Source organism: Priestia sp. JSM ZJ58, from assembly GCF_044383985.1.
Lineage (GTDB): Bacteria > Bacillota > Bacilli > Bacillales > Bacillaceae_H > Priestia > Priestia zanthoxyli.
In genome coordinates this window covers 3,746,397-3,766,102 of sequence record NZ_JBISEM010000001.1, presented here as the reverse complement: position 1 = coordinate 3,766,102, position 19,706 = coordinate 3,746,397, and the positions used below count along the sequence as shown (strand labels likewise).

23 protein-coding genes are annotated in these 19,706 nt (G+C 39.0%); 15 read left to right on the top strand and 8 right to left on the bottom strand.

Annotated features, from left to right (window positions below; genetic code table 11):
* Positions 1–46: 46 nt before the first annotated feature.
* The 4 genes from ACH6EI_RS19515 to ACH6EI_RS19500 form a co-directional block, all read right to left on the bottom strand.
* Positions 47–361 carry a DMT family transporter gene (locus tag ACH6EI_RS19515; RefSeq protein ID WP_397377846.1) on the bottom strand — a complete coding sequence of 105 codons (315 nt, stop codon included), beginning with the start codon at positions 359–361 and terminating at the stop codon, positions 47–49.
* A gap of 1 nt (position 362) precedes the next feature.
* Positions 363–704, bottom strand: a complete 342-nt coding sequence (sugE, locus tag ACH6EI_RS19510) for a quaternary ammonium compound efflux SMR transporter SugE (RefSeq protein ID WP_028412237.1) — start codon at positions 702–704, stop codon at positions 363–365.
* A 42-nt stretch (positions 705–746) separates the two neighbouring features.
* The gene (locus ACH6EI_RS19505; RefSeq protein WP_014461312.1) at positions 747–1,337 is read right to left on the bottom strand and encodes a TetR/AcrR family transcriptional regulator; all 591 of its coding nucleotides are present in this window, start codon (positions 1,335–1,337) and stop codon (positions 747–749) included.
* Between the two features lie 83 nt (positions 1,338–1,420).
* Positions 1,421–2,074, bottom strand: coding sequence for a hypothetical protein (locus ACH6EI_RS19500; protein WP_098999758.1), 654 nt, complete (start codon positions 2,072–2,074; stop codon positions 1,421–1,423).
* Between the two features lie 908 nt (positions 2,075–2,982).
* Between ACH6EI_RS19500 and pgsB the strand changes: the two genes are divergently transcribed.
* From pgsB to ACH6EI_RS19470, 6 genes are all read left to right on the top strand, one after another.
* Positions 2,983–4,164: a poly-gamma-glutamate synthase PgsB gene (gene pgsB / locus ACH6EI_RS19495; protein ID WP_014461310.1), complete on the top strand. Its 1,182-nt coding sequence runs from the start codon at positions 2,983–2,985 to the stop codon at positions 4,162–4,164.
* 16 nt (positions 4,165–4,180) lie between these two features.
* Positions 4,181–4,630 carry a poly-gamma-glutamate biosynthesis protein PgsC gene (pgsC, locus tag ACH6EI_RS19490; protein WP_013055707.1) on the top strand — a complete coding sequence of 150 codons (450 nt, stop codon included), beginning with the start codon at positions 4,181–4,183 and terminating at the stop codon, positions 4,628–4,630.
* A gap of 40 nt (positions 4,631–4,670) precedes the next feature.
* Positions 4,671–5,867: a CapA family protein gene (locus tag ACH6EI_RS19485; protein ID WP_028412240.1), complete on the top strand. Its 1,197-nt coding sequence runs from the start codon at positions 4,671–4,673 to the stop codon at positions 5,865–5,867.
* 29 nt (positions 5,868–5,896) lie between these two features.
* Positions 5,897–7,459: a gamma-glutamyltransferase family protein gene (locus ACH6EI_RS19480; protein ID WP_028412241.1), complete on the top strand. Its 1,563-nt coding sequence runs from the start codon at positions 5,897–5,899 to the stop codon at positions 7,457–7,459.
* Between the two features lie 20 nt (positions 7,460–7,479).
* Positions 7,480–7,683 (top strand): CapE family protein, encoded by a 204-nt coding sequence (locus tag ACH6EI_RS19475; protein ID WP_014461308.1) that lies wholly within the window; start codon positions 7,480–7,482, stop codon positions 7,681–7,683.
* A gap of 123 nt (positions 7,684–7,806) precedes the next feature.
* On the top strand, positions 7,807–9,369 hold the full coding sequence (locus tag ACH6EI_RS19470) for a gamma-glutamyltransferase family protein (protein WP_063248241.1): 1,563 nt from the start codon (positions 7,807–7,809) through the stop codon (positions 9,367–9,369).
* Between the two features lie 26 nt (positions 9,370–9,395).
* Here ACH6EI_RS19470 and ACH6EI_RS19465 read toward each other — a convergent pair whose 3' ends face one another.
* Positions 9,396–9,845 (bottom strand): staygreen family protein, encoded by a 450-nt coding sequence (locus ACH6EI_RS19465; RefSeq protein WP_028412243.1) that lies wholly within the window; start codon positions 9,843–9,845, stop codon positions 9,396–9,398.
* Between the two features lie 148 nt (positions 9,846–9,993).
* Between ACH6EI_RS19465 and ACH6EI_RS19460 the strand changes: the two genes are divergently transcribed.
* From ACH6EI_RS19460 to ACH6EI_RS19450, 3 genes are all read left to right on the top strand, one after another.
* Positions 9,994–10,161: a hypothetical protein gene (locus tag ACH6EI_RS19460; RefSeq protein ID WP_014461305.1), complete on the top strand. Its 168-nt coding sequence runs from the start codon at positions 9,994–9,996 to the stop codon at positions 10,159–10,161.
* A gap of 222 nt (positions 10,162–10,383) precedes the next feature.
* Complete coding sequence (locus tag ACH6EI_RS19455) at positions 10,384–10,857, top strand: hypothetical protein (protein WP_028412244.1); 474 nt, start codon at positions 10,384–10,386, stop codon at positions 10,855–10,857.
* Between the two features lie 129 nt (positions 10,858–10,986).
* Positions 10,987–11,646, top strand: a complete 660-nt coding sequence (locus ACH6EI_RS19450) for a haloacid dehalogenase type II (protein WP_028412245.1) — start codon at positions 10,987–10,989, stop codon at positions 11,644–11,646.
* Between the two features lie 30 nt (positions 11,647–11,676).
* Here the strand turns inward: ACH6EI_RS19450 and ACH6EI_RS19445 are convergent, their stop codons facing one another.
* The 3 genes from ACH6EI_RS19445 to ACH6EI_RS19435 form a co-directional block, all read right to left on the bottom strand.
* Positions 11,677–11,859, bottom strand: coding sequence for a CsbD family protein (locus ACH6EI_RS19445; RefSeq protein WP_014461302.1), 183 nt, complete (start codon positions 11,857–11,859; stop codon positions 11,677–11,679).
* Positions 11,860–11,999: 140 nt separating this feature from the next.
* Positions 12,000–12,491: an NUDIX hydrolase gene (locus tag ACH6EI_RS19440; protein ID WP_108674431.1), complete on the bottom strand. Its 492-nt coding sequence runs from the start codon at positions 12,489–12,491 to the stop codon at positions 12,000–12,002.
* Between the two features lie 89 nt (positions 12,492–12,580).
* Positions 12,581–14,131 carry a glycoside hydrolase family 10-like protein gene (locus tag ACH6EI_RS19435; RefSeq protein ID WP_098999755.1) on the bottom strand — a complete coding sequence of 517 codons (1,551 nt, stop codon included), beginning with the start codon at positions 14,129–14,131 and terminating at the stop codon, positions 12,581–12,583.
* Between the two features lie 216 nt (positions 14,132–14,347).
* Between ACH6EI_RS19435 and ACH6EI_RS19430 the strand changes: the two genes are divergently transcribed.
* The 6 genes from ACH6EI_RS19430 to anmK all read left to right on the top strand — a co-directional run bounded on the left by ACH6EI_RS19430 (position 14,348) and on the right by anmK (position 19,705).
* Positions 14,348–15,202: a MurR/RpiR family transcriptional regulator gene (locus tag ACH6EI_RS19430; RefSeq protein WP_108674432.1), complete on the top strand. Its 855-nt coding sequence runs from the start codon at positions 14,348–14,350 to the stop codon at positions 15,200–15,202.
* Positions 15,203–15,216: 14 nt separating this feature from the next.
* Entirely contained in the window at positions 15,217–15,522 is a 306-nt protein-coding gene (locus ACH6EI_RS19425; RefSeq protein WP_013082023.1) for a PTS sugar transporter subunit IIB, read from the top strand.
* A gap of 80 nt (positions 15,523–15,602) precedes the next feature.
* Positions 15,603–16,904 (top strand): PTS sugar transporter subunit IIC, encoded by a 1,302-nt coding sequence (locus ACH6EI_RS19420; protein ID WP_014461298.1) that lies wholly within the window; start codon positions 15,603–15,605, stop codon positions 16,902–16,904.
* Between the two features lie 54 nt (positions 16,905–16,958).
* Complete coding sequence (locus ACH6EI_RS19415; RefSeq protein ID WP_014461297.1) at positions 16,959–17,225, top strand: hypothetical protein; 267 nt, start codon at positions 16,959–16,961, stop codon at positions 17,223–17,225.
* A gap of 16 nt (positions 17,226–17,241) precedes the next feature.
* On the top strand, positions 17,242–18,558 hold the full coding sequence (locus ACH6EI_RS19410) for a 6-phospho-beta-glucosidase (protein ID WP_108674433.1): 1,317 nt from the start codon (positions 17,242–17,244) through the stop codon (positions 18,556–18,558).
* A 1-nt stretch (position 18,559) separates the two neighbouring features.
* The gene (gene anmK, locus ACH6EI_RS19405) at positions 18,560–19,705 is read left to right on the top strand and encodes an anhydro-N-acetylmuramic acid kinase AnmK (RefSeq protein WP_108674434.1); all 1,146 of its coding nucleotides are present in this window, start codon (positions 18,560–18,562) and stop codon (positions 19,703–19,705) included.
* Position 19,706: the final 1 nt, after the last annotated feature.

Genomic DNA, 19,706 nt, shown 5'->3' with positions numbered 1-19,706 from the left:
GTTTACAAGTTTAGTATAGCACGAAAAGAGGGGAAGTAGTATACCCTTATCCAGTGATTTTAAGGCCGATTACACCTGCTACAATACAAAAAATAAATAGAATTTGACGCATATCTTTTGCTTCGCGAAAGAAAAGCATGCCAAGAAGTACACTTCCGGCAGCGCCTACTCCCGTCCATATACCGTAAGCTGTTCCAAGAGGTATTTCTTTTAACGCTAAGGAGAGAAGATAAAAACTTCCTGCACCGAAAAGGATAAATTCAATTGAAGGAAGCAATCGCTTAAATCCATCCGAAAGTTTTAAGAAAATCACAAATCCCACTTCGCAGAAACCAGCAGCTATTAATGCAATCCAGGCCATGTTACGATTCCTCTCTTTCTGTTTCTTCAGTAGAAATTAACTTTAAACCGATAATTCCAAAAATCATTAATCCTAAAAATAAAATCTTTCCAATATTTACGCCTTCGTCTAAAACAGTCATACCGAGTATCGCTGTACCAGCAGCTCCTATACCAGTGAACACTGCATAAGCTGTTCCCACAGCAATTTTTTTTAAGGCATTTGAAAAGAAATAAAAGCTGATGACAATTGTGACGATCGTAATGATTGTTGGAGTTAATTCAGTAAATCCGTGTGAATATTTTAAGCCGATTGCCCATACAATCTCGAGCAAACCAGCGATAATAAGGTAAATCCAAGCCATTTTAATTCCTCCTTACATAATAATAAGCCCTTTTTACAGGGCCTATTTAGCGCGTATGCCTTCCCAAAATATTGTCCAAGCATCGTGGATTTTTTGATCATAATACTCTGGTTCATAGTAAAAGCGCTGAATGAACAGTCCGTCGGTTAAACAATAAAAGCTATTGATATACAAATCAATCGGACGTTCAATTATTTCGCCTTCAGCCATTCCCTGTGTAAAAATAGCATGCAGAATTTGATCAGACAATCGTTCGCTTCTTAAGAAAATAGCTTTTACTTCCGACTGCAAATGCTCAGGTGGAAACAAAATAAGACGACGGTACATCTGGCCAAAAGAATCTTTTTCAATCATCGTGCAGAAATCTACAACAAAGCAGTGAAGCTGTTCTTTAGCAGACTTTGTTTTATGCTGTTCGTATATAACAGATAACTTTGTTAAAAATAAATTCATTAAATCATGCACGGTTAGTAAAAATAAGTCGTCTTTGTTCTTAAAATGAGCGTACAGGGAAGGTTTTTTTATGCCTACTTTTGATGAGATATCAGCAAGCGATGTTTCTGTATAGCCTTTTTCTCCAAAGAGCTCCATTGCGGCAGCTCTAATTTTTTCTACAGTTGATAATTCACTCAAAAAAGCTCCTCCTCAATCTAACTAACGGTCGTTAGGTAAAAGATATCAAATATAAAAAAAAGAAGCAAGGGAATCGCTTCTTTTTAATGTATTTTTACTAAATGACGCTGAGTTAAAAATAAAGAAAAGATAAAAATAAGCTCAAACGTATTTGTTACGGCTGTGCTTGGTATAGGAATTGACACGGCACTTCCTACAATCATCACGGCTACTCCAATCATCATGCTGCTCCACCTGGTCTTGCGAAATAAAGAAATTCCAACAAAAAGCAAAATAATCGCCACAATAAGAACCATAAGAGGAGGACCGGATGATCCCACTAATGTATAGCGAACAATGCCATATTCACGTACAACTTCCATACGCTGACTAATCGTCTCGATTATTTCATAGCTAATTAAGGCAAACGTAGTCAGCAAAAAAACAATGCTGGCAACAGGTTTTTTAGCCCATGTGATCGTCGAATATTTCGCTACGCCATACGCAAAGAGCACCAAAGTAGGGGTAAATAAAGCGTGAAACCAAAAGCGAAGCATGCTGAGTGAACGTAAAGTATCGCCTTCACCGATAAATGAACCAATCCCAATCATTACATTATCGTAAATTAGTCCAGCTATTACTAAAGGAAGAAATAGCATGTAAAACGGCGAAGTGTTTTTTCGTACTACATATATGCTAAAGAAAAACAGGACAATGTAGCAAAAAGAAAATAGAAAATAAAGGATTGTATCAACCATTGTTTTCCTCCTTTTGATGATACTTCTTCTTTTTATGATAACATCATATGCCAAAAAAGTGAGAAATCATGCATTTTTCTAGGCAATCTTAACGGACAAAAGATGCCTTTATCGGTAGAAAGATTCAGAAAATATTGAAATAAAAATAGGAAAAGAGGCCATAGTCAAGAGATTTAGATTTACTGAATTGATTATTAAATAAAGGGAATCTATAAAATAACAACAAAAGAACTAGGTACATATGGAGTCTAAATGCTTATAAAATTAGAAAAAAATATTTAATGTCCTTTCTATTTAAGTAAGTTAAATGTAAGCAGAAAATGATAAATAAATGTATTTTTCTTACTTTTATATCTATCTATCATCCTCACAAGTACGGTTGTTAGACAAATTCAATTGGTATATCCATAAAAAGGAATTAATGGGATAAACTATTTTTTATTCCACCTTTATATTACAAAACGTTTTCTAAAGTTAAGAAATTTTTAATTACGTAATATTTCCGTGTGTTAATTGTAAGAGTGATGTATAAAATATTCCTGTTGTTATGGTAAAAAAAGGTATCGATGGGATTTTTCTAGGTAATTAAACTTTAGACCTATTCTGTAAATTTTAAATAAAACGATGAGTTTTTAATTCTGTAAATAGACAATCGGAATTGTAAGAATATATAACATTTGAGCTATTGACCACTAATGAGCGCAGATGATAGTTTTAGAGCTGTTGAAATTGGTACTCGAGTCCATTTTTCAAAGCAGGTGTTTTAGCAGCATGCTAGCGCTGTTAATTGATTAGCTCCCATACATATATAAAGGGAGTGAAACTATGAAATCGTATATCTATCATTATGAATCAAAAGCATTCATAACGTATCCAACAGGAGAAGTTTGGAAGGAGAAGAATGAAACATGATCTTAATTATCCTCTGCTGCCTATTTTTAGTAGGGTATGGCGTTTGGGAGTATCGCAGACATTTACGCAAGCTGCATTCAATTCCTGTACGAGTGAATGTTAATGGTATTCGCGGAAAATCCACCGTTACACGATTGATTACAGGTATTGTAAAAGAAGCAGGTTACAAAACAGTAGGGAAAACGACAGGAACACAAGCACGTATGATCTACTGGCATACAAGTGAAGAAGAACCAATTATTCGTCGTAAAGAAGGTCCGAACATTGGAGAACAGCGACGAGTGGTAAATGAAGTTGCCGATATTGGCGCGGAAGCTCTTATTTGTGAATGTATGGCGGTACAGCCTGATTATCAAATCACATTCCAAAATCAGCTGATTCAAGCCAAGGTAGGCGTTATTGTAAACGTACTAGAAGATCACATGGATGTAATGGGTCCAACTCTAGATGAAGTTGCTCAAGCGTTCACTGCTACTATTCCTTATGATGGTCACCTTGTTACAATTGAAGGTCCATATTTGGAATATTATAAAAAAATAGCCGCAGAGCGCAACACAAAGGTTATTGTAGCTGACAATGATAAAGTATCTGAAGCGTATTTACGTGAATTTGATTATATGGTTTTCCCTGATAATGCTTCCATCGGTTTAGCAGTAGCAGAAGCACTTGGCATCGATGCTGAAACAGCGATGAGAGGAATGTTAAATGCCCAGCCTGACCCAGGAGCTATGAGAATTACAACGTTTGGCGATGAAAAAAATCCAGCATTTTTAGTGAATGGATTTGCTGCCAACGACGCTTCTTCCACGCTTCGTATTTGGGAACGTGTAGATTCAATGAACTATAGTGAAAAGCTTCCTATTGTCATTATGAACTGCCGTCCGGACCGTGTAGATCGCACCGAGCAATTTGCTGAAGATGTAATGCCATACATTGAAGCGGATGTAATGATTGCAATTGGTCAGACGACCTCACCAATCGCTGCTGCACACCAAAGAGGCGAATTACCAACAAAAGAATTCTGGGATATGGAAGGCGCTTCTACAGAAGAAATTTTAGAGCGCATGAAGCCTTATTTAAAAGATCGTATCGTATACGGTGTCGGAAATATCCACGGTTCAGCCGAGCCGCTTGTTGAAGCTATTATTGAAATGAAAAAGATGAGAAAAGCAGTTTAATCTAGGAGGCCATTTCATGTTCGGATCAGATTTATATATTGCCCTTGTGTTAGGGGTTACACTAAGCTTAATTTTTACAGAAAAAACGGGCGTATTGCCAGCCGGTCTTATCGTACCGGGGTATTTAGCTCTTGTATTTGATCAGCCAATTACCATTTTAATGATTTTCTTAATTAGTATTTTAACGTATGTTATCGTCGTGTACGGAATCTCAAAAGTAGTTATTTTATATGGACGTCGCAAATTTACAGCGATGTTAATTACGGGTATTGTGATTAAAGTTGCATTTGATTATTTCTTCCCGATCTTGCCGTTTGAAGTGTTTGAATTACGCGGAATTGGTATCATTGTACCGGGCTTAATTGCAAATACAATGCAAAAGCAAGGTCTTCCTTTAACAGTTGGAACAACGGTTTTATTAAGTGGTGTAACATTTGGAATTATGCAAGTTTATTATTTATTTTAATACACAAACAAACCGCAGCTGGTAAAGGAAGGTGAAAGCGTTGAAAGAGAAAAAATTAAACTTTCAAGAAAAAGTATTGATGTTTATAAAGAAAACAAAGCCTACAACGGGCAAGCAAGCTCTTATCTTAACGCCAATTTTAATCGTAATTTTAGCTCTTTCAGGATGGATGGAGCGTTCGGACGCTCTTGAAAACCCTGAGACGGCTAATCCAGAGGCCAATAATGATTTAACGATGACTATGGTCGGAGACATTATGATGGGTCGCCATGTAAGAGAAGTAACTGAACGCTACGGAGAAGATTTTGTATTCCGCAACGTGGAGCCGTTCTTTAAAAATTCGGATTACGTAAGCGGGAACTACGAAACGCCGATTTTAACAAACGACGTAGATTCATATAAAGCAATGGAAAAAGGTATTCATTTATATAGTAAGCCTGCTGATCTAGCGACCGTTAAAAATGCAGGTTTCGACGTATTAAACTTAGCGAACAACCATTCAATGGACTACAGTGCAAAAGGGTTAGAAGATACGATCTCGACTTTTGAAGCAAACAAATTAGATTTTGTTGGTGCTGGCCGTAACTCTGAAGAAGCAAAGCATATTTCATATAAAGATGCTGACGGCATCCGCATTGCAACCGTAGGGTTTACGGATGTACATTCAGACGGAATGTCCGCTGGAAAAAACAACCCAGGTATTTTAAAAGCAGATCCGGATCTTATTTTCAGCACGATCCAGCAAGCGAAAGCAAATGCTGATTTAGTTGTAGTAAATGCCCACTGGGGTGAAGAATACGATGCACAGCCAAGTCCTCGTCAAGAAGGACTAGCAAAAGCGATGGTAGACGCTGGTGCGGACATTATCATCGGTCACCATCCGCACGTTCTACAGTCATATGACGTATATAAAGGTTCGGTTATTTTCTATAGCTTAGGAAACTTTATCTTTGACCAAGGATGGTCAAGTACAAAAAATACAGCGATGGTTCAGTATCATTTAAACAAGCAGGGCCAAGCTAAAATTGATGTTATTCCAATGGTTATTAAAGCAGGTACACCAACTCCAACGGATAACCCTTGGCGCATGAAGCGTATTTATAACGATTTAAACAAGTTTTCTTCAAACCCTGAACTGTTAGAAAAAGAACGAAACAAGTTTGAATTAAACTTAGATCATTCTCGCATTATAAAACATGCAGAGGAGCGCAAAAAGAAAGAAGCACAAGCTAACTAATAGCCCGTCATACACAGAGGAGGTAAAAGATGATAAATAAACGTAATACGATTATTGTTTCCATTGTCATCTTTTCACTCATAGTAGGTGTATGTGTTTATCAATTTATGTTTCCAAAACAAGAATATGCAGTAAGTACTTCAGATCCTCGCGCCACAAAAGTAGGTATGGAAATTCTTAAACAAGGCGGTACAGCAGTTGATGCAGCCATTGCCATTTCCTACACGCTTGGTGTTGTGGAACCGTACGGATCAGGACTTGGGGGAGGCGGCGGAATGCTGATTGATCCAGCAGATGCCTCTCCAACATTTATTGACTACCGAGAAATTGCACCTAAGAATGATAAAGAAGATGAGATTGGCGTACCAGGGTTCGTCGCTGGTATGGATTATATTCAGCACCACTACGGATCTCTGTCGATGAGCAAACTAATCGACCCGGCCATTAACTATGCCGAGAAGGGGTACAAAGTGGACAAAGATTTGCACGATAGGCTGGTTTCATACAAAGGTAATGTGAATGAAGATGAAATTCCTAGCTTTTACCCAGATAAAGACGCCATTAACACAGGTGAAATTGTCAAACAGCATGAATTAGCGAACACGCTGCAAAAGATTAAGGAAGAAGGGCCAAATGCTTTTTATAGAGGGAAAATTGCAGACGATATTACAGAAGAAACGAAAGTAAGTCACAAAGACTTGCGAAAGTATGCGCCTGTTGAGCGCAAACCTCTATCAACTAATTATAAAGGTCATCAAATTATTTCAGCACCTCCTCCTTTTGCTGGTGCTACGCTCATTCAAATGTTAAAAATGACGGATCAAGAAGATATTTGGAAGCTGAAGGAATCGCATCCTAGTCTTTATTATCATTTTCTTGGTCAAATTTCAAAAGTAGCTTATCAAGACCGCTTGAAGAAAATTGCCGATCCGGCTTTTATAAAAGAAACGCCAAATGATTGGATCGACGATCACTACGTGCATTTACTTCGTAATAAATTAAATAATACTGAAACAGATCACACCAAAGTAAGCGACGTCGAAGAACATGAAAGTACCACTCATTTTGTTGTGATGGACGGTGACGGAACCGTTGTATCGACAACGAATACGCTGAGTAATTTCTTCGGCAGCGGTGAATATGTAGATGGATTCTTTTTGAATAATACGCTCAATACGTTTGGACAAGGAATTAACAAGCGTGAACCTGGTAAGCGTCCAAGAACATTTACAGCCCCTACCATTATTCGTGAAGGTGATGAATGGGTAATGTCGATTGGCACACCGGGAGGAAATCGTATTCCGCAAGTGTTAACGCAAGTAATTGGGGATTATTTTGAGGACAAAGATTCCATTAAAAAGGCAGTAGAAAACAAGCGTGTGATTTTTGATTCTCATAAGTTTTATTCAGAAGCTAAGCTTAAACAGTCAACTAAAGATGGTTTAAAAACGTACGGCTATGACTTAAAAAACAATGATAACGCGATGTTTTACGGAGGCGTTCAAGCTCTTGTGAAAGACTTAAAGAAAAATAAAATTCAAGGTGACGCTGATCCGCGCCGCCACGGTTTATGGGAAAAAAGTACAGACTAATTTAATTGGAGGAATAGAAAATGATCGCAAAACGTATCGTAGGGATTGTAGGACCAATTGCTATTGTAGCAGGAGTAGTAGCAGGACTTGGAGCTTTAAAACATCCGGCTACTCTTTCAACAGATGAACAGCAAAAAATCGAAAATAACGTAAAAATGATTGAACAAACAAAATCTGCTGCTACAGATGCAGTAAATGATGCTGCGGCAGCTTCTGGGAAATAAAACATATATAGTAATAAAAAGGCATCGTCCGGGGCGATGTCTTTTTTGTGTGCAATTTAATGTATGGATAAAAATGAAAGCGCTTCACAAAATATACATATGAGTAAAAATGGAGGGGAATGTGTGAATAAAAAATTACTGTTATTTAATATTGTTGCTGTTTTGTTGTTAATTGGGGTTATAGCCGCTTTTTTTATGACTCAATCGAATACAGATCTTAGTCCTAAAAAGCTGCTTAAAAAAAATAATGATCATTCTTATGGTGTGAGTTCATCGAATTCTCTGGCAGCAAATGTAGGGATGGACGTATTAAAAGAAGGCGGGAATGCAGTAGATGCGGCCATTGCTATTTCGTATGCCCTCAATGTAGTCGAACCTTTTGGATCTGGAATTGGCGGAGGTGGAGGTATGCTGATTGCCAAAAAAGATCAGCCTGCTACCTTTATCGATTACCGGGAAACCGCTCCAACTTCTATGAGAGGTAAAAACGGCGTGCCGGGATTTGTGGCTGGCATGGAATATATTCAGCAGAAGTATGGCACAAAATCAATGAGTGATTTAATTCAGCCGGCCGTTGAATACGCTGAAAAAGGGTTTGAAGTAGACTCTCTTTTATCTTCGCGATTGTATTATTCTAGAGGAAGGATGGATGTGGATGATCTATCTGCTTTTTATCCGAAGGGAGAAGCAATCGAAGAAGGAGAAACGCTGTCCCAGCCAGTGTTGGCTAAAACGTTAATTAAGATTCAGCGAGAAGGTGCATCTGCATTTTATAAAGGAGATTTGGCACAAGATCTTGCTGATGCAACGCCTATTTCTAAAAAAGACCTATCTTCCTATCAAGTGACAGAAACCAAGCCTGTCGTTTCTGCTTACAATGGAACGGAAGTGATTTCAGCGCCTCCGCCTTTTTCCGGGATTACACTGATTCAAATGTTAAAAATGGCAGAGAAAGAAAATCTTGAAACAATGCCTGACAAAGACTATTACGAAACGATGAACAGAATTAAAAAAGCAGCTTACTCCGACCGGTTAAAACAAATTGGCGATCCTGACTTTCATAATCAAAACTCAAGTGAGTTAGTTAGTGATGATTATATAACAAACTTGGTCAATCACCCGACACGTTCTTCAGGTGAAGGGGATGAAGAACACGAAAGTACAACACATTTTGTAGTTATTGATTCAGAAGGGACCGTCGTATCAACAACCAATACGTTAAGTAACTTCTTTGGTACAGGCGAACAAGTTGACGGTTTTTTTCTTAATAACAATGCTGATACGTTTGGAAGCAAAGAACCGAATAATCGTGAGCCAGGAAAAAGAGCAAGAACCTTTACAGCTCCAACTATTATAAGAGAAAAAGGCGAGTGGGCGATGGGAATAGGTTCTCCTGGCGGAACGCGGATTCCTCAAATTTTAACTCAGGTACTTTCTAAAAATCTTGAAGGAAATGAACCGCTTCAAGAAGCTGTAAATGAACCGCGATTTATTTTTGACGATTCGACTATTTATATAGAGCCTGATTTAGATACAAAAAATATCCCTTCTGCGTTTCGGATAGAAACAAAGGAAAGCGACGTCTTTTATGGAGGTATCCAAGCGTTAACCATTAATTTTCAAGATAAACAAATGGAAGGGGCGGGAGACCCTAGAAGAAATGGAGTTTGGAAAACAGGAGATTAACGAAGTAAAGATCCCTTCTCATATGCTTAGGCATAGTGAGAAGGCGTTTGAAAATATCGAATGGAATGAAATTCTTTGTCACTGGAATGAAAATGTACGTAAATGGGGGAACGATCTAAAGCAGGGTGAGCGTTGAAAAACGTGGCATCACCGTAGCGCAATGCTTTTAGTAAGTAAGGCATTTCTTGTTTGAAAATAGCATACCGTATGGCTTGAACAGACTTTTCCGTGTGTTCATTTCCAATAAATACGTATACATACAGCGTATCAACACCGTCTTTGTGGAGCCATTCGGCAAAAAGCTCATTTCGCTGCTCATTTAATTGATCAACAGCAAACTTTTCGTCGATCCAAAGAAATAAATCGTCTGTTTGTTCAGAATGGGTGAGCGTATAGCGACGCCCAATAAAAGGAAAGGTGGGCGTGCTTCCTTGCCGGTATGTGACGCTAAATTGCTGAGGATTAAAAGCAGACAAAGGGCATCTTCCTTTCACGCTTTTAAGTAGTTTATGCATAAAAAAGAGAAATTTCACACATTCGTCAAGAATTTTAAGCTGCTTTTTTTACATGCATACTTATGAAAAAGTTGTTACACTGAAGAAAAGAAATAGTGGGTGATAGAAGATGGAGCCGCTGTATATTGTTTTAACGATTTTTTTAGCAGCCATGCTATCGTATGATATTGCTAAATTTGTTCGAGGAGACCGGCCAGATTGGAAAGAGGGTCTCGTGACGGGCCTTGTGTTCGTGGGCTTTTTAGCAGCCATGCAAATGGCTTTTCACATTGTATAGCGCAGAAAGAGGCTGGGACAAACGTAGTTTAGTTGAAGGAAGATCTGAACGGTGAATTGTTCGGATCTTTTATGGTTAAGGTGAACGTAGATTTCATGTGTGTAGTTATGTCTCAATCTCTTTTTTGAGGATATGTCCGATAAGTTTAGTTCGGCAATACTAAAAAGCCCTGATATCGAATAAGCTGTTGTATACTGCATTTTTGATAAAGGGGCTTTTTACTTGTATCGAAAAAAAACACTGCTTTTGAAGCGAAGTTTAGGAGTAGCTGTGTTTCTTGCTTTGATTGCGCTGGGAATTTGGATGTTTCAATTTACATTCTTTTCTCCGAGTCATCAAGCCAAATCTGCTGTAAAAGAATTTTATACGCTAGAACAGGAAGGGAACTTTTCGGAATCATGGAACCTTTTTCATTCGTCCATGAAAAAGAAGTGGACAAAAGGTGCATACATACAAGATCGAGCACACGTATTTCTCAATCATTTCGGAGTAGACACTTTTACGTATTCCATTGAAGATGTTGAAAAAAGAAAGAGCTGGAAGATGGAAAATGATCGTAAAGCGTTTCCTGTTGTTTACGAAATGACCGTTATCCAAACGTATAAAGGGAAATATGGAAACTTTGATTTGGTGCAGAAAGTGTATGCTGTTCGTGAAAAAGGAGAATGGAAAGTCGTGTGGGATTATAAACAGTAGGAGAGCCTGCTGTTTTTTTATCTTCATAAGAAATGAGCATACTTCAGCTGGTAATATGCCTCTTTTTTAACAGAAAAAACGTTATGTTTTTTTACGAGTGGGTAAAATGAAAGAAGGAGGCGAACACAGATGAAATTTAAAACGATTTTATTTGATGCATATGGAACACTGTTTGATGTACATACCGTTATTGAAACGTGTGATAAGCTGTATCCGGAACGAGGAGAAAGTATTAGCCATTTATGGCGTTTGAAGCAAATTGAATATGCAATGCAATATCAGCTGATGGGACGATACGTTGACTTTTATACATTAACAAATCAATCCCTGAAATATGCAGCAGAAGCAAATGATATTGATTTAACGGAACATGAAGAAAAAATGCTGATGAGTGCTTACATGAAGCTGAATGTCTACGATGAGGTCAAAGAGGTGCTCGCCTATTTAAAAGAAAAAGGATATCGTCTGGCTATTTTTACGAATGGTCCTAAGCATATGATTGATCCGCTTGTTTCTTATCACAATATGAATCATTTATTTGAAGACGTTATTTCCATAGACGAAATCAAACAGTACAAGCCTACAATGGCAAGCTATCATTATGCAAAAAATAAAATGAATGCAAAAAGAGAAGAAGTATTGTTTCTGTCATCGAATACATGGGATATTGCCGGTGCTAAAAACTACGGGTTCGCAACGGCTTGGGTTAACCGAAAAGGAAATGTAGCTGAGCATAAAGAGTTGCAGCCAAACGTAATCATTAAAAGCTTAAATCAGCTTATTAAATAAAAAAAGAACGAGCATTAAGCTCGTCCTTTTTTATTTATTGCTAAATGTATCTTTTGTTTCGCCTACTGCTTTTTGAGCATTTCCTTTTGCTTTCTCAGCTTTTCCTTCACGCTGAAGATCGCGGTTATTCGTTGCATTTCCGACTTGATCTTTTACTTCACCTTTAGCTTTTGATACATTTCCTTTAACTTTATCTCCTAAACCTTTACTCATTATAATCTTCCTTTCTATTAGTGATTAAGTAGTGTTACTTGTCTATTCCACCGTTAGAAAGAAATTAAACATATTTTCTGATTTTGGCCTAAACAGAAGCTAAGCCTGCGATATTTAGAAGTACTGTTTAGTCACTATCATCATTCGGAGGTTTTAAGTTCCCACTCATCATAAATCTGAGATTCATAAGGCCATGATAATAAGCTTAAAGATTCCACTGCTTTTAGAACAAGAGGAGAAGCATTATCGATGTTAAGATCTTGCGGTGCGATCCACAATGCTTCCAAAGAATCTTGTCCTTCAAACTGGACGGGGTTGGAAAGAAGCTCACCGCCGGCAATGTCTACGTAATAAAAAACAGCAATGTGATGTACATGGGTAAATTCTTTCCACTTACAGGGATACTGAAAATCCGCTGTACCGGCTTGAGAAATAATAGTAATTTCAAAGCCAGTTTCTTCACTAAATTCTCTTTTCATCGCATCTGTTAATGTTTCGCCGTGCTCTAGCTGTCCGCCTGGCAAATCAAAGCGATGAATATACGGCCCTCTATTTTTTCGAATAACAAGCAGCTTGTCATCTCGCATACAAATTCCATATACGCCAAAGGCACGATCATAGTTTGGTTCCATCTTTTTTCACTACTTTCTATAACAGAATGGCTTGATAAAGCATCATTTGATTTCTTTATCCTACCATACATTTTGTTATAGAACCTTTTTTAATGAGGTGCTTTTACAGTAAGCGTACGGGAAACATCACTTTCGTTATGCAAACGGTCAACAGAGGTTACAACATATGTGTACGTTTGATTTTTGAGTGCGCTTTGATCTACAAATAATTGTGTTTCTCCTGTTTTCCGAACGGTTGTCAGTAAGTTTTCTGCGTTGTTGATGTCACCTCGTTTATTGCCTTGGAAGCGATAAATGGCATAATAGGCGGAATCATTCTGCTGATGATCTCGAATTTCAAACGCCGCTTCTTTTGTATGAGGGCCCGCGTTTTTTAATTTTGGTGCTTTTGGAGCCGTATCATCAAGCCAAGGCATTGCCGGAATAAGAGCAGGATGTTTATAAATATCGTTTTGCAGCTTATCTTTTATTCCTAGCGGGTTTCGGTTCAAATCTTTCAGGCTAAAATGCATGCTCCCGTGTACTTCTGGAAATTGATGATTCAGAGCAATTTGCCTTGGATACTCATCGGGATCAGACCATGCTTCCACCGCGTTGTTATTAATTTTATAAGCAGCTTGTCCAATATAAAGGTGAACTGGCTTTCCGCGAACTTCATCTCTCCACCAGTTGAGCAGCGTATCGTAAGCAGCGGGTTCAAATCCAATATTCCAATAAATTTGCGGAGTGATGTAATCAATATATCCATTTTGAATCCACGTACGCGTATCAGCATACAAATCATCGTAGTTTGTTTGTCCAGCAGTCGTCTCAGAGCCAGTTGGATCATTAGCGATGTTTCTCCACACGCCGAACGGACTGATGCCAAACTTCACGTATGATTTTGTTTTTTTAATAGCCGTATTTAAATCTCGAACAAGCTGATTAACATTGTCTCGGCGCCAGTCTTCAATATTCGAAAACGTTTGAGCACCGTAGGTTTCATATGTTTTTTGATCTGGAAACGTTTGACCTGCAATTTTGTAAGGATAAAAATAGTCATCCATATGAACAGCATCAATATCATAGTTTCTTACGACTTCGAGCACTTCTTCAATAATAAAATTTTTTACTTCAGGAATACCTGGGTTGTAGTAGAGTTGTTTTCCATAGGAGACGACCCAATCAGGATGTTGTTTGGCAGGATGATTATCGGCAAGTTTGTTTAAATCAGTATGATTCATGGTAATGCGGTAAGGGTTAAACCATGCGTGGAATTCTAAGTTGCGCTTATGTGCTTCCTCCACCATAAAAGCTAGAGGATCGTAGCCGGGATCTTTACCTTGTGTACCCGTTAAATATTCTGACCACGGGCCATATTTCGACGGATAAAAGGAATCAGCGGTAGGTTTAATTTGAACGACCACAGCATTCATTCCCATCTTTTGTACTTCATCTAGCAAATAGGTAAACTCTTTTTTTTGCTGCTCAACCGGAAGACCAGGCTGAGAAGGCCAGTCAATATTGTATACGCTTGCAATCCAAGCCGCTCGAAGCTCCCGTTTTTGATACGTAGTAGGTACGTCTGCTTTAGCAGGTAATGTGCTCGAACAAAACAGCAGTAAAAACAAGATGCCTCCAACCCATTTTTTAATATGCATGTTCGTTCCTCCTTCTTTTTTTGGTTGAGATAAAATTTCTTTCATAATATAGCATGCGGTCGTTATATTCACAATAGATTTTAATAAAATATTCTGAAAAATAAAATAAAGTTTTAAAAATACCAGAAAAATATTGAAATTAAACTTCAGAAAAAATATAATAATGGTAATTTAAAGAATATTTTAGAAATACGTTACTTAACGATGGAGGAATTCATGCGCCAATTTTCCGTACTTACTTTAATCGATGCACAAATGAATCATTACAGTCCTGCTGAAGGAAGAGTAGCTGATTACGTGTTAGAAAATCCTACGACCACGTTGAACTTAACGACCAAACAGCTAGCTAAGCAGTGTCAGTGCAGCGAAGCTACGATTATCCGCTTTTGTCAGCGTGTAGGGATCAATAGTTTTAAAGAATTAAAGATTGAATTAGCAAAAGATGCCCATAAGGTGAATAACGAGCAGCTGCCGAATCTTCCGGTTAATTTTGAAGACGATACCGAAGCTGTGCTTGAAAAAGTCATGAGCAAAAGTATGAGCGCACTGATGAACACAAGTCGATTAGTGAGCTCTTCTGCAATTGATGCAGCTACGGAAGCTATTCATGGAGCGAAACGAGTGTTTTTATACGGAGCAGGAGGGTCATCAGTGGTTGCACTAGATGCTCAGTATAAACTGCTTCGAATTGATATTTCAGCGCTGTTTTCATTAGACAGTCATGTTCAAATGGTGATGGCTACGAATATGACAAAAGATGATGTGCTGTTTGTAGTATCAACTTCTGGTCAAACAAAAGAAGTGGTGGAACTGATGCAAATAGCCAAAGATAAAGGAGCAGCGGTTATTTTGCTAACGCAGCACGGCTCATCGCCAGCTTCTAGATTAGCTGATATTCTGCTGACTATTTCAGTAGAAGAGCAGCATATTCGAATTGGAACGATGAGCGCTCGTATTGCTCAGTTAGCCATTGTAGATGCGATGTTTATACGGTTATGTATTCAAAAAGGCAATCAAGTGTTTGAACGCATAATCGATACACATAATGTAATTCAAAAAATAAAGAGGTAGGGGGAAACGAGAAAATGAAGGTATTGTTTGTATGTTCTGGAGGAATGTCAAGTTCAATTGTGGTAAAAGCATTAAAAACGGAAGCACAAAAGCACGGAACGGATATGGAAGTGCTGGCAATTGGGACAAATGAAGTGGCAGAGGAAATTCAAAAGGGCTGGGACGTTGTAATGGTTGCACCGCAGATTCGTCACCGGTTTAACGCAGTGAAAGCGGAAGCGGATAAAGCTTCTGTTCCATGCGGGCCCATTCCGCCGCAGGCTTATACGCCGCTTGGAGGTCCGACGCTTTATAAAACGGTTCAACAGCTCGTTAGCTGAAGAAAGCAGGTGTATTCCTGCTTTTTAAATAAATAGGGGATTTATTACACAAGGGGAGAATATAGAGGGGGAAAGGGTATATGAGCAAATTTGTGTCGTTTTTAGAGAACAATTTATCGGGACCCATGGCCAGGTTATCAGAACAGCGGCATCTTCAAGCCATTCGTGATGGTGTTATTTCCGCTTTGCCGTTTATCATTATCGGAAGTTTTTTCTTGATTCTAGCATTTCCGCCTGTGCCTCAAGATAGCACAATTGCGAAATGGGCAGCTGACAACAGCGCCAACATTTTAATACCGTATCGAGTAACGATGTTTATTATGTCTTTATATATAGCCTTTGGGATAGGGTATAACTTGTCCAAAAGCTATAATCTCGATCCGCTGTCAGGAGCACAAATTGCAGTAGCTGCACTACTTCTTACGCTGACTCCAAAGCTGATTGAAGAAGAAGGGTTTATGCTTCCAATGGCCAATCTGGGAGGTCACGGTTTATTTGTAACGATGATTGTATCGATTTTATCGGTCGAGATTCTCAGGTTTTGTAAAGCAAAAAATGTCACCATTAAAATGCCGGAACAAGTGCCGCCTTCGGTATCGAGGTCTTTCGAAGCACTAATACCGGTTGCGATTGTTGTTGTACTTATGACGATTATTACGATTGTTTTAGGTATCGATCTTCACCATTTAGTTGATAAACTAGTTGCTCCGCTTGTGGAAGCCGGAGATAGTTTAGCAGGAGTGTTAATACCGGTTTTCTTAATTACGTTTTTCTGGTCATTTGGAATACACGGCGTTTCTGTTGTTGGGACAGTGGCACGGCCTGTATGGGAAGTGTACTTAGCGAAAAATGCTGAAGCGGTGGCAGACGGAGCTTCCACACTTCCGTATATTGCACCTGAAACGTTCTTTCAGTGGTTTGTGTGGATTGGAGGATCTGGAGCAACGCTGGGCCTTGTTTTAGCGATGCTGTTTTTCTCAAAATCTAAGTATTCGAAAGCGCTTTCTAGAACATCTTTTATTCCAGCGGTTTTTAACATTAATGAACCAATTATTTTCGGTCTGCCAATTGTCTTAAATCCTATTTTAATTATTCCATTTATCATCATCCCAATTATTACAACGATTATTTCGTATGCAGCAACGGCGACAGGTCTTATTACTCCAACCTACGTAATGGTTCCTTGGACGCTACCGGCGCCAATCGGAGCTTATTTATCAACCGGAGGAGACTGGCGGGCGGTTGTGCTAGTCGTTATCAATATTGCTATTTCTGTTGTCATTTATCTTCCGTTCTTTAAAATGTACGACCGAAAAATGGTTGAAATGGAAAAAAGCGATGAAGCAACGGTTACACCATCCGATAGTTCAGTTCAAATGTAAAGAAAGAGAAGCCAACTTGTTTGGCTTCTATCTCTTTAATAGGAGTGAGGGTCAATGTTTGTTCGGTTTCGTTATAAAACAGTGTTTTTATTTCTATTAACCATGGTTCTTTGTAACGTTATTTTTACACCTCTGCTGCAGTATGCTGGTTTGTCAGCACAGCATAGTTTATTTGGCATTACAAGTCTGTCAGCAGCTTTGCTTACAACATTTATTTCTATTCGGCTTTCAACAGCAGCTTTATCTAAAACCGCTGTTTGTATACGCTTTGTTTTGCTCGGGGCAGGGTGCACAGCCGTTACATATTTAGCCGTTTTTTAACAAGGAGGGTCAAAAAATGAAAGTAGTGACAATAGGGGGAGGATCAAGCTATACACCGGAATTGGTCGAAGGGTTTATTAAACGATATAATGAGCTTCCAATTCGAGAGCTATGGCTTGTAGATGTTGAAGAAGGAAAAGAGAAGCTTGAAATTGTAGGAGCACTTGCTAGAAGAATGGTCAAAAAAGCAGGTGTTGATATGGAAATTCATTTAACGCTTGATCGAAAAAAAGCGTTAATGAATGCTGATTTTGTAACGACACAGCTTAGAGTAGGCCAGCTTGATGCGCGTATTCATGATGAACGTATTCCTCTTAAGTACGGAATGATTGGTCAAGAGACAAACGGGGCAGGAGGGTTATTTAAGGGCTTGCGAACAATCCCGGTTTTGTTGAAAATTGCCGAGGAAATACACGAAATTTGTCCAAACGCCTGGCTTATTAATTTTACAAATCCTGCTGGCATGGTAACGGAGGCGCTGCTTCGCTACGGAAAGCATTCTAAAGTAGTAGGAGTCTGTAACCTGCCTGTACATATGACAAACTCAATCGCCAGCTTGCTTCAAATCGAAAAAGAAGATGTTCACATTGAATTTGCAGGGTTAAATCACTTGGTATATGGGCTGCACGTGTATGCAAAAGGAAAGGAAGTAACGCAAGAAGTCATTCAGCGTTTAAGTGATCCAAAGTCCCAAGTAACAATGAGAAACATAGCTCCTATTCCATGGCAACCAGACTTTTTGGAAGCTCTTGGCGTGATTTTATGTCCTTATCACCGTTATTACTACAAAACAAAAGAAATATTAGCAGAAGAGCTTGTGGCCTTTCAGTCAGGTACTACGCGCGCTGAAGTGGTCAAAGTACTGGAAGGAGAGCTTTTTGAACTCTACAAAAACCCAAATCTAGAAAGTAAGCCTCCGCAGCTGGAAAAACGAGGAGGCGCTTACTACAGCGATGCCGCATGTAATTTAATTTCATCCATTTATAACGATAAAGGTGATATTCAAACATTAAATGTAAGAAATAATGGCGCCATTTCTTCACTGCCAAACGAATCTGCGGTTGAAGTAAACTGTGTTGTAACAAAGCAAGGACCAGTACCACTCGCTGTCGGTGAACTTCCGGTAGAAGTGAATGGACTCGTACAGCAAATTAAATCGTTTGAACGAGTAGGAGCAGAAGCTGCGGTTACAGGGTCTTATGAAAAAGCACTTGTTGCCCTGACCATTAATCCGCTTGTTCCAAGTGACGAACTGGCTAAGGCGGTCTTAGACGAACTGCTTCAAGCTCATCGCAAGTATTTACCCGCTTTTTTTAAGGAAGTGAAAGCATAATATGTATGCCGTTGGACTTATGTCGGGAACGTCACTGGACGGAATTGATGCAGCTCTTGTGGAGATTGAAGGAAGCGGCTATGGAAGTAAAGTTAAGCTTCTTCAGTTCATTACCATGCCGTTTTCACCGCCGTTAAAAAAAGAAATTGAACAGGCGCTTTCTCTCGAACATTCAAATGTACAGCTGATCTGCAGCTTGAATTTTAAACTTGGCTACGCGTTTGCAGATGCAGTGAAAAGAGTGTGCCAAGAAGCCGGGTTTTCTCTTGAACAAGTAGATTTCATCGGATCGCATGGTCAAACCATTTACCATCAGCCGTATGCTTCAGGAAATACAGCGATGTCTACACTCCAAATTGGAGAGCCCGCTGTTATTGCCTATGAAACCAAAACGAAGGTAGTGGCAAACTTCAGAGTGATGGACATGGCAGCGGGCGGGCAAGGTGCTCCGTTAGTTCCTCACACCGAACGAATTTTGTACAGCCACGCTGACCGTACAAGGCTGCTTCAAAACATTGGAGGTATTGGGAATGTAACGTTGATTCCGCCAAAACACTCTCCTATACCCGTAGTAGCTTTTGATACGGGGCCGGGAAATATGATGATAGATGAAGCGTGTCAGCAGCTTTTTCATGTTTCATTTGATGAAAATGGGTGTTTAGCAGCTGGAGGAACTATTATTTCAGAGCTTTTAGAAGACTGTATGAACCATGATTACATGAATCTTTCTCCTCCTAAATCGACGGGAAGAGAGCTGTTCGGTACACAGTACACAAGGAGACTGCTAGAGAAATATAGCAACCATAAAAAAGAAGATTTGCTAGCTACGATTACCATGTTCACGGCATCATCCATTGTACATCACTATGAAACATTTATTTTTCCTGCCTATTCTATTGACGAAGTGATTATTGGAGGAGGCGGAAGTTATAACAATACGCTGATGAATATGATTAAACCCAAGCTAGGGAAGCGCTGCAGTGTGTATACACAAGAAGAAATAGGGATGTCTTCAGAAGCAAAAGAAGCCGTAGCTTTTGCGGTGCTCGCAAATGAAACACTTGCAGGTTATCCAAGCAATGTACCAAGTGCAACCGGTGCTTTGTCTCCTGTAATATTAGGAAACATTACGCCTGCACCACTATAAA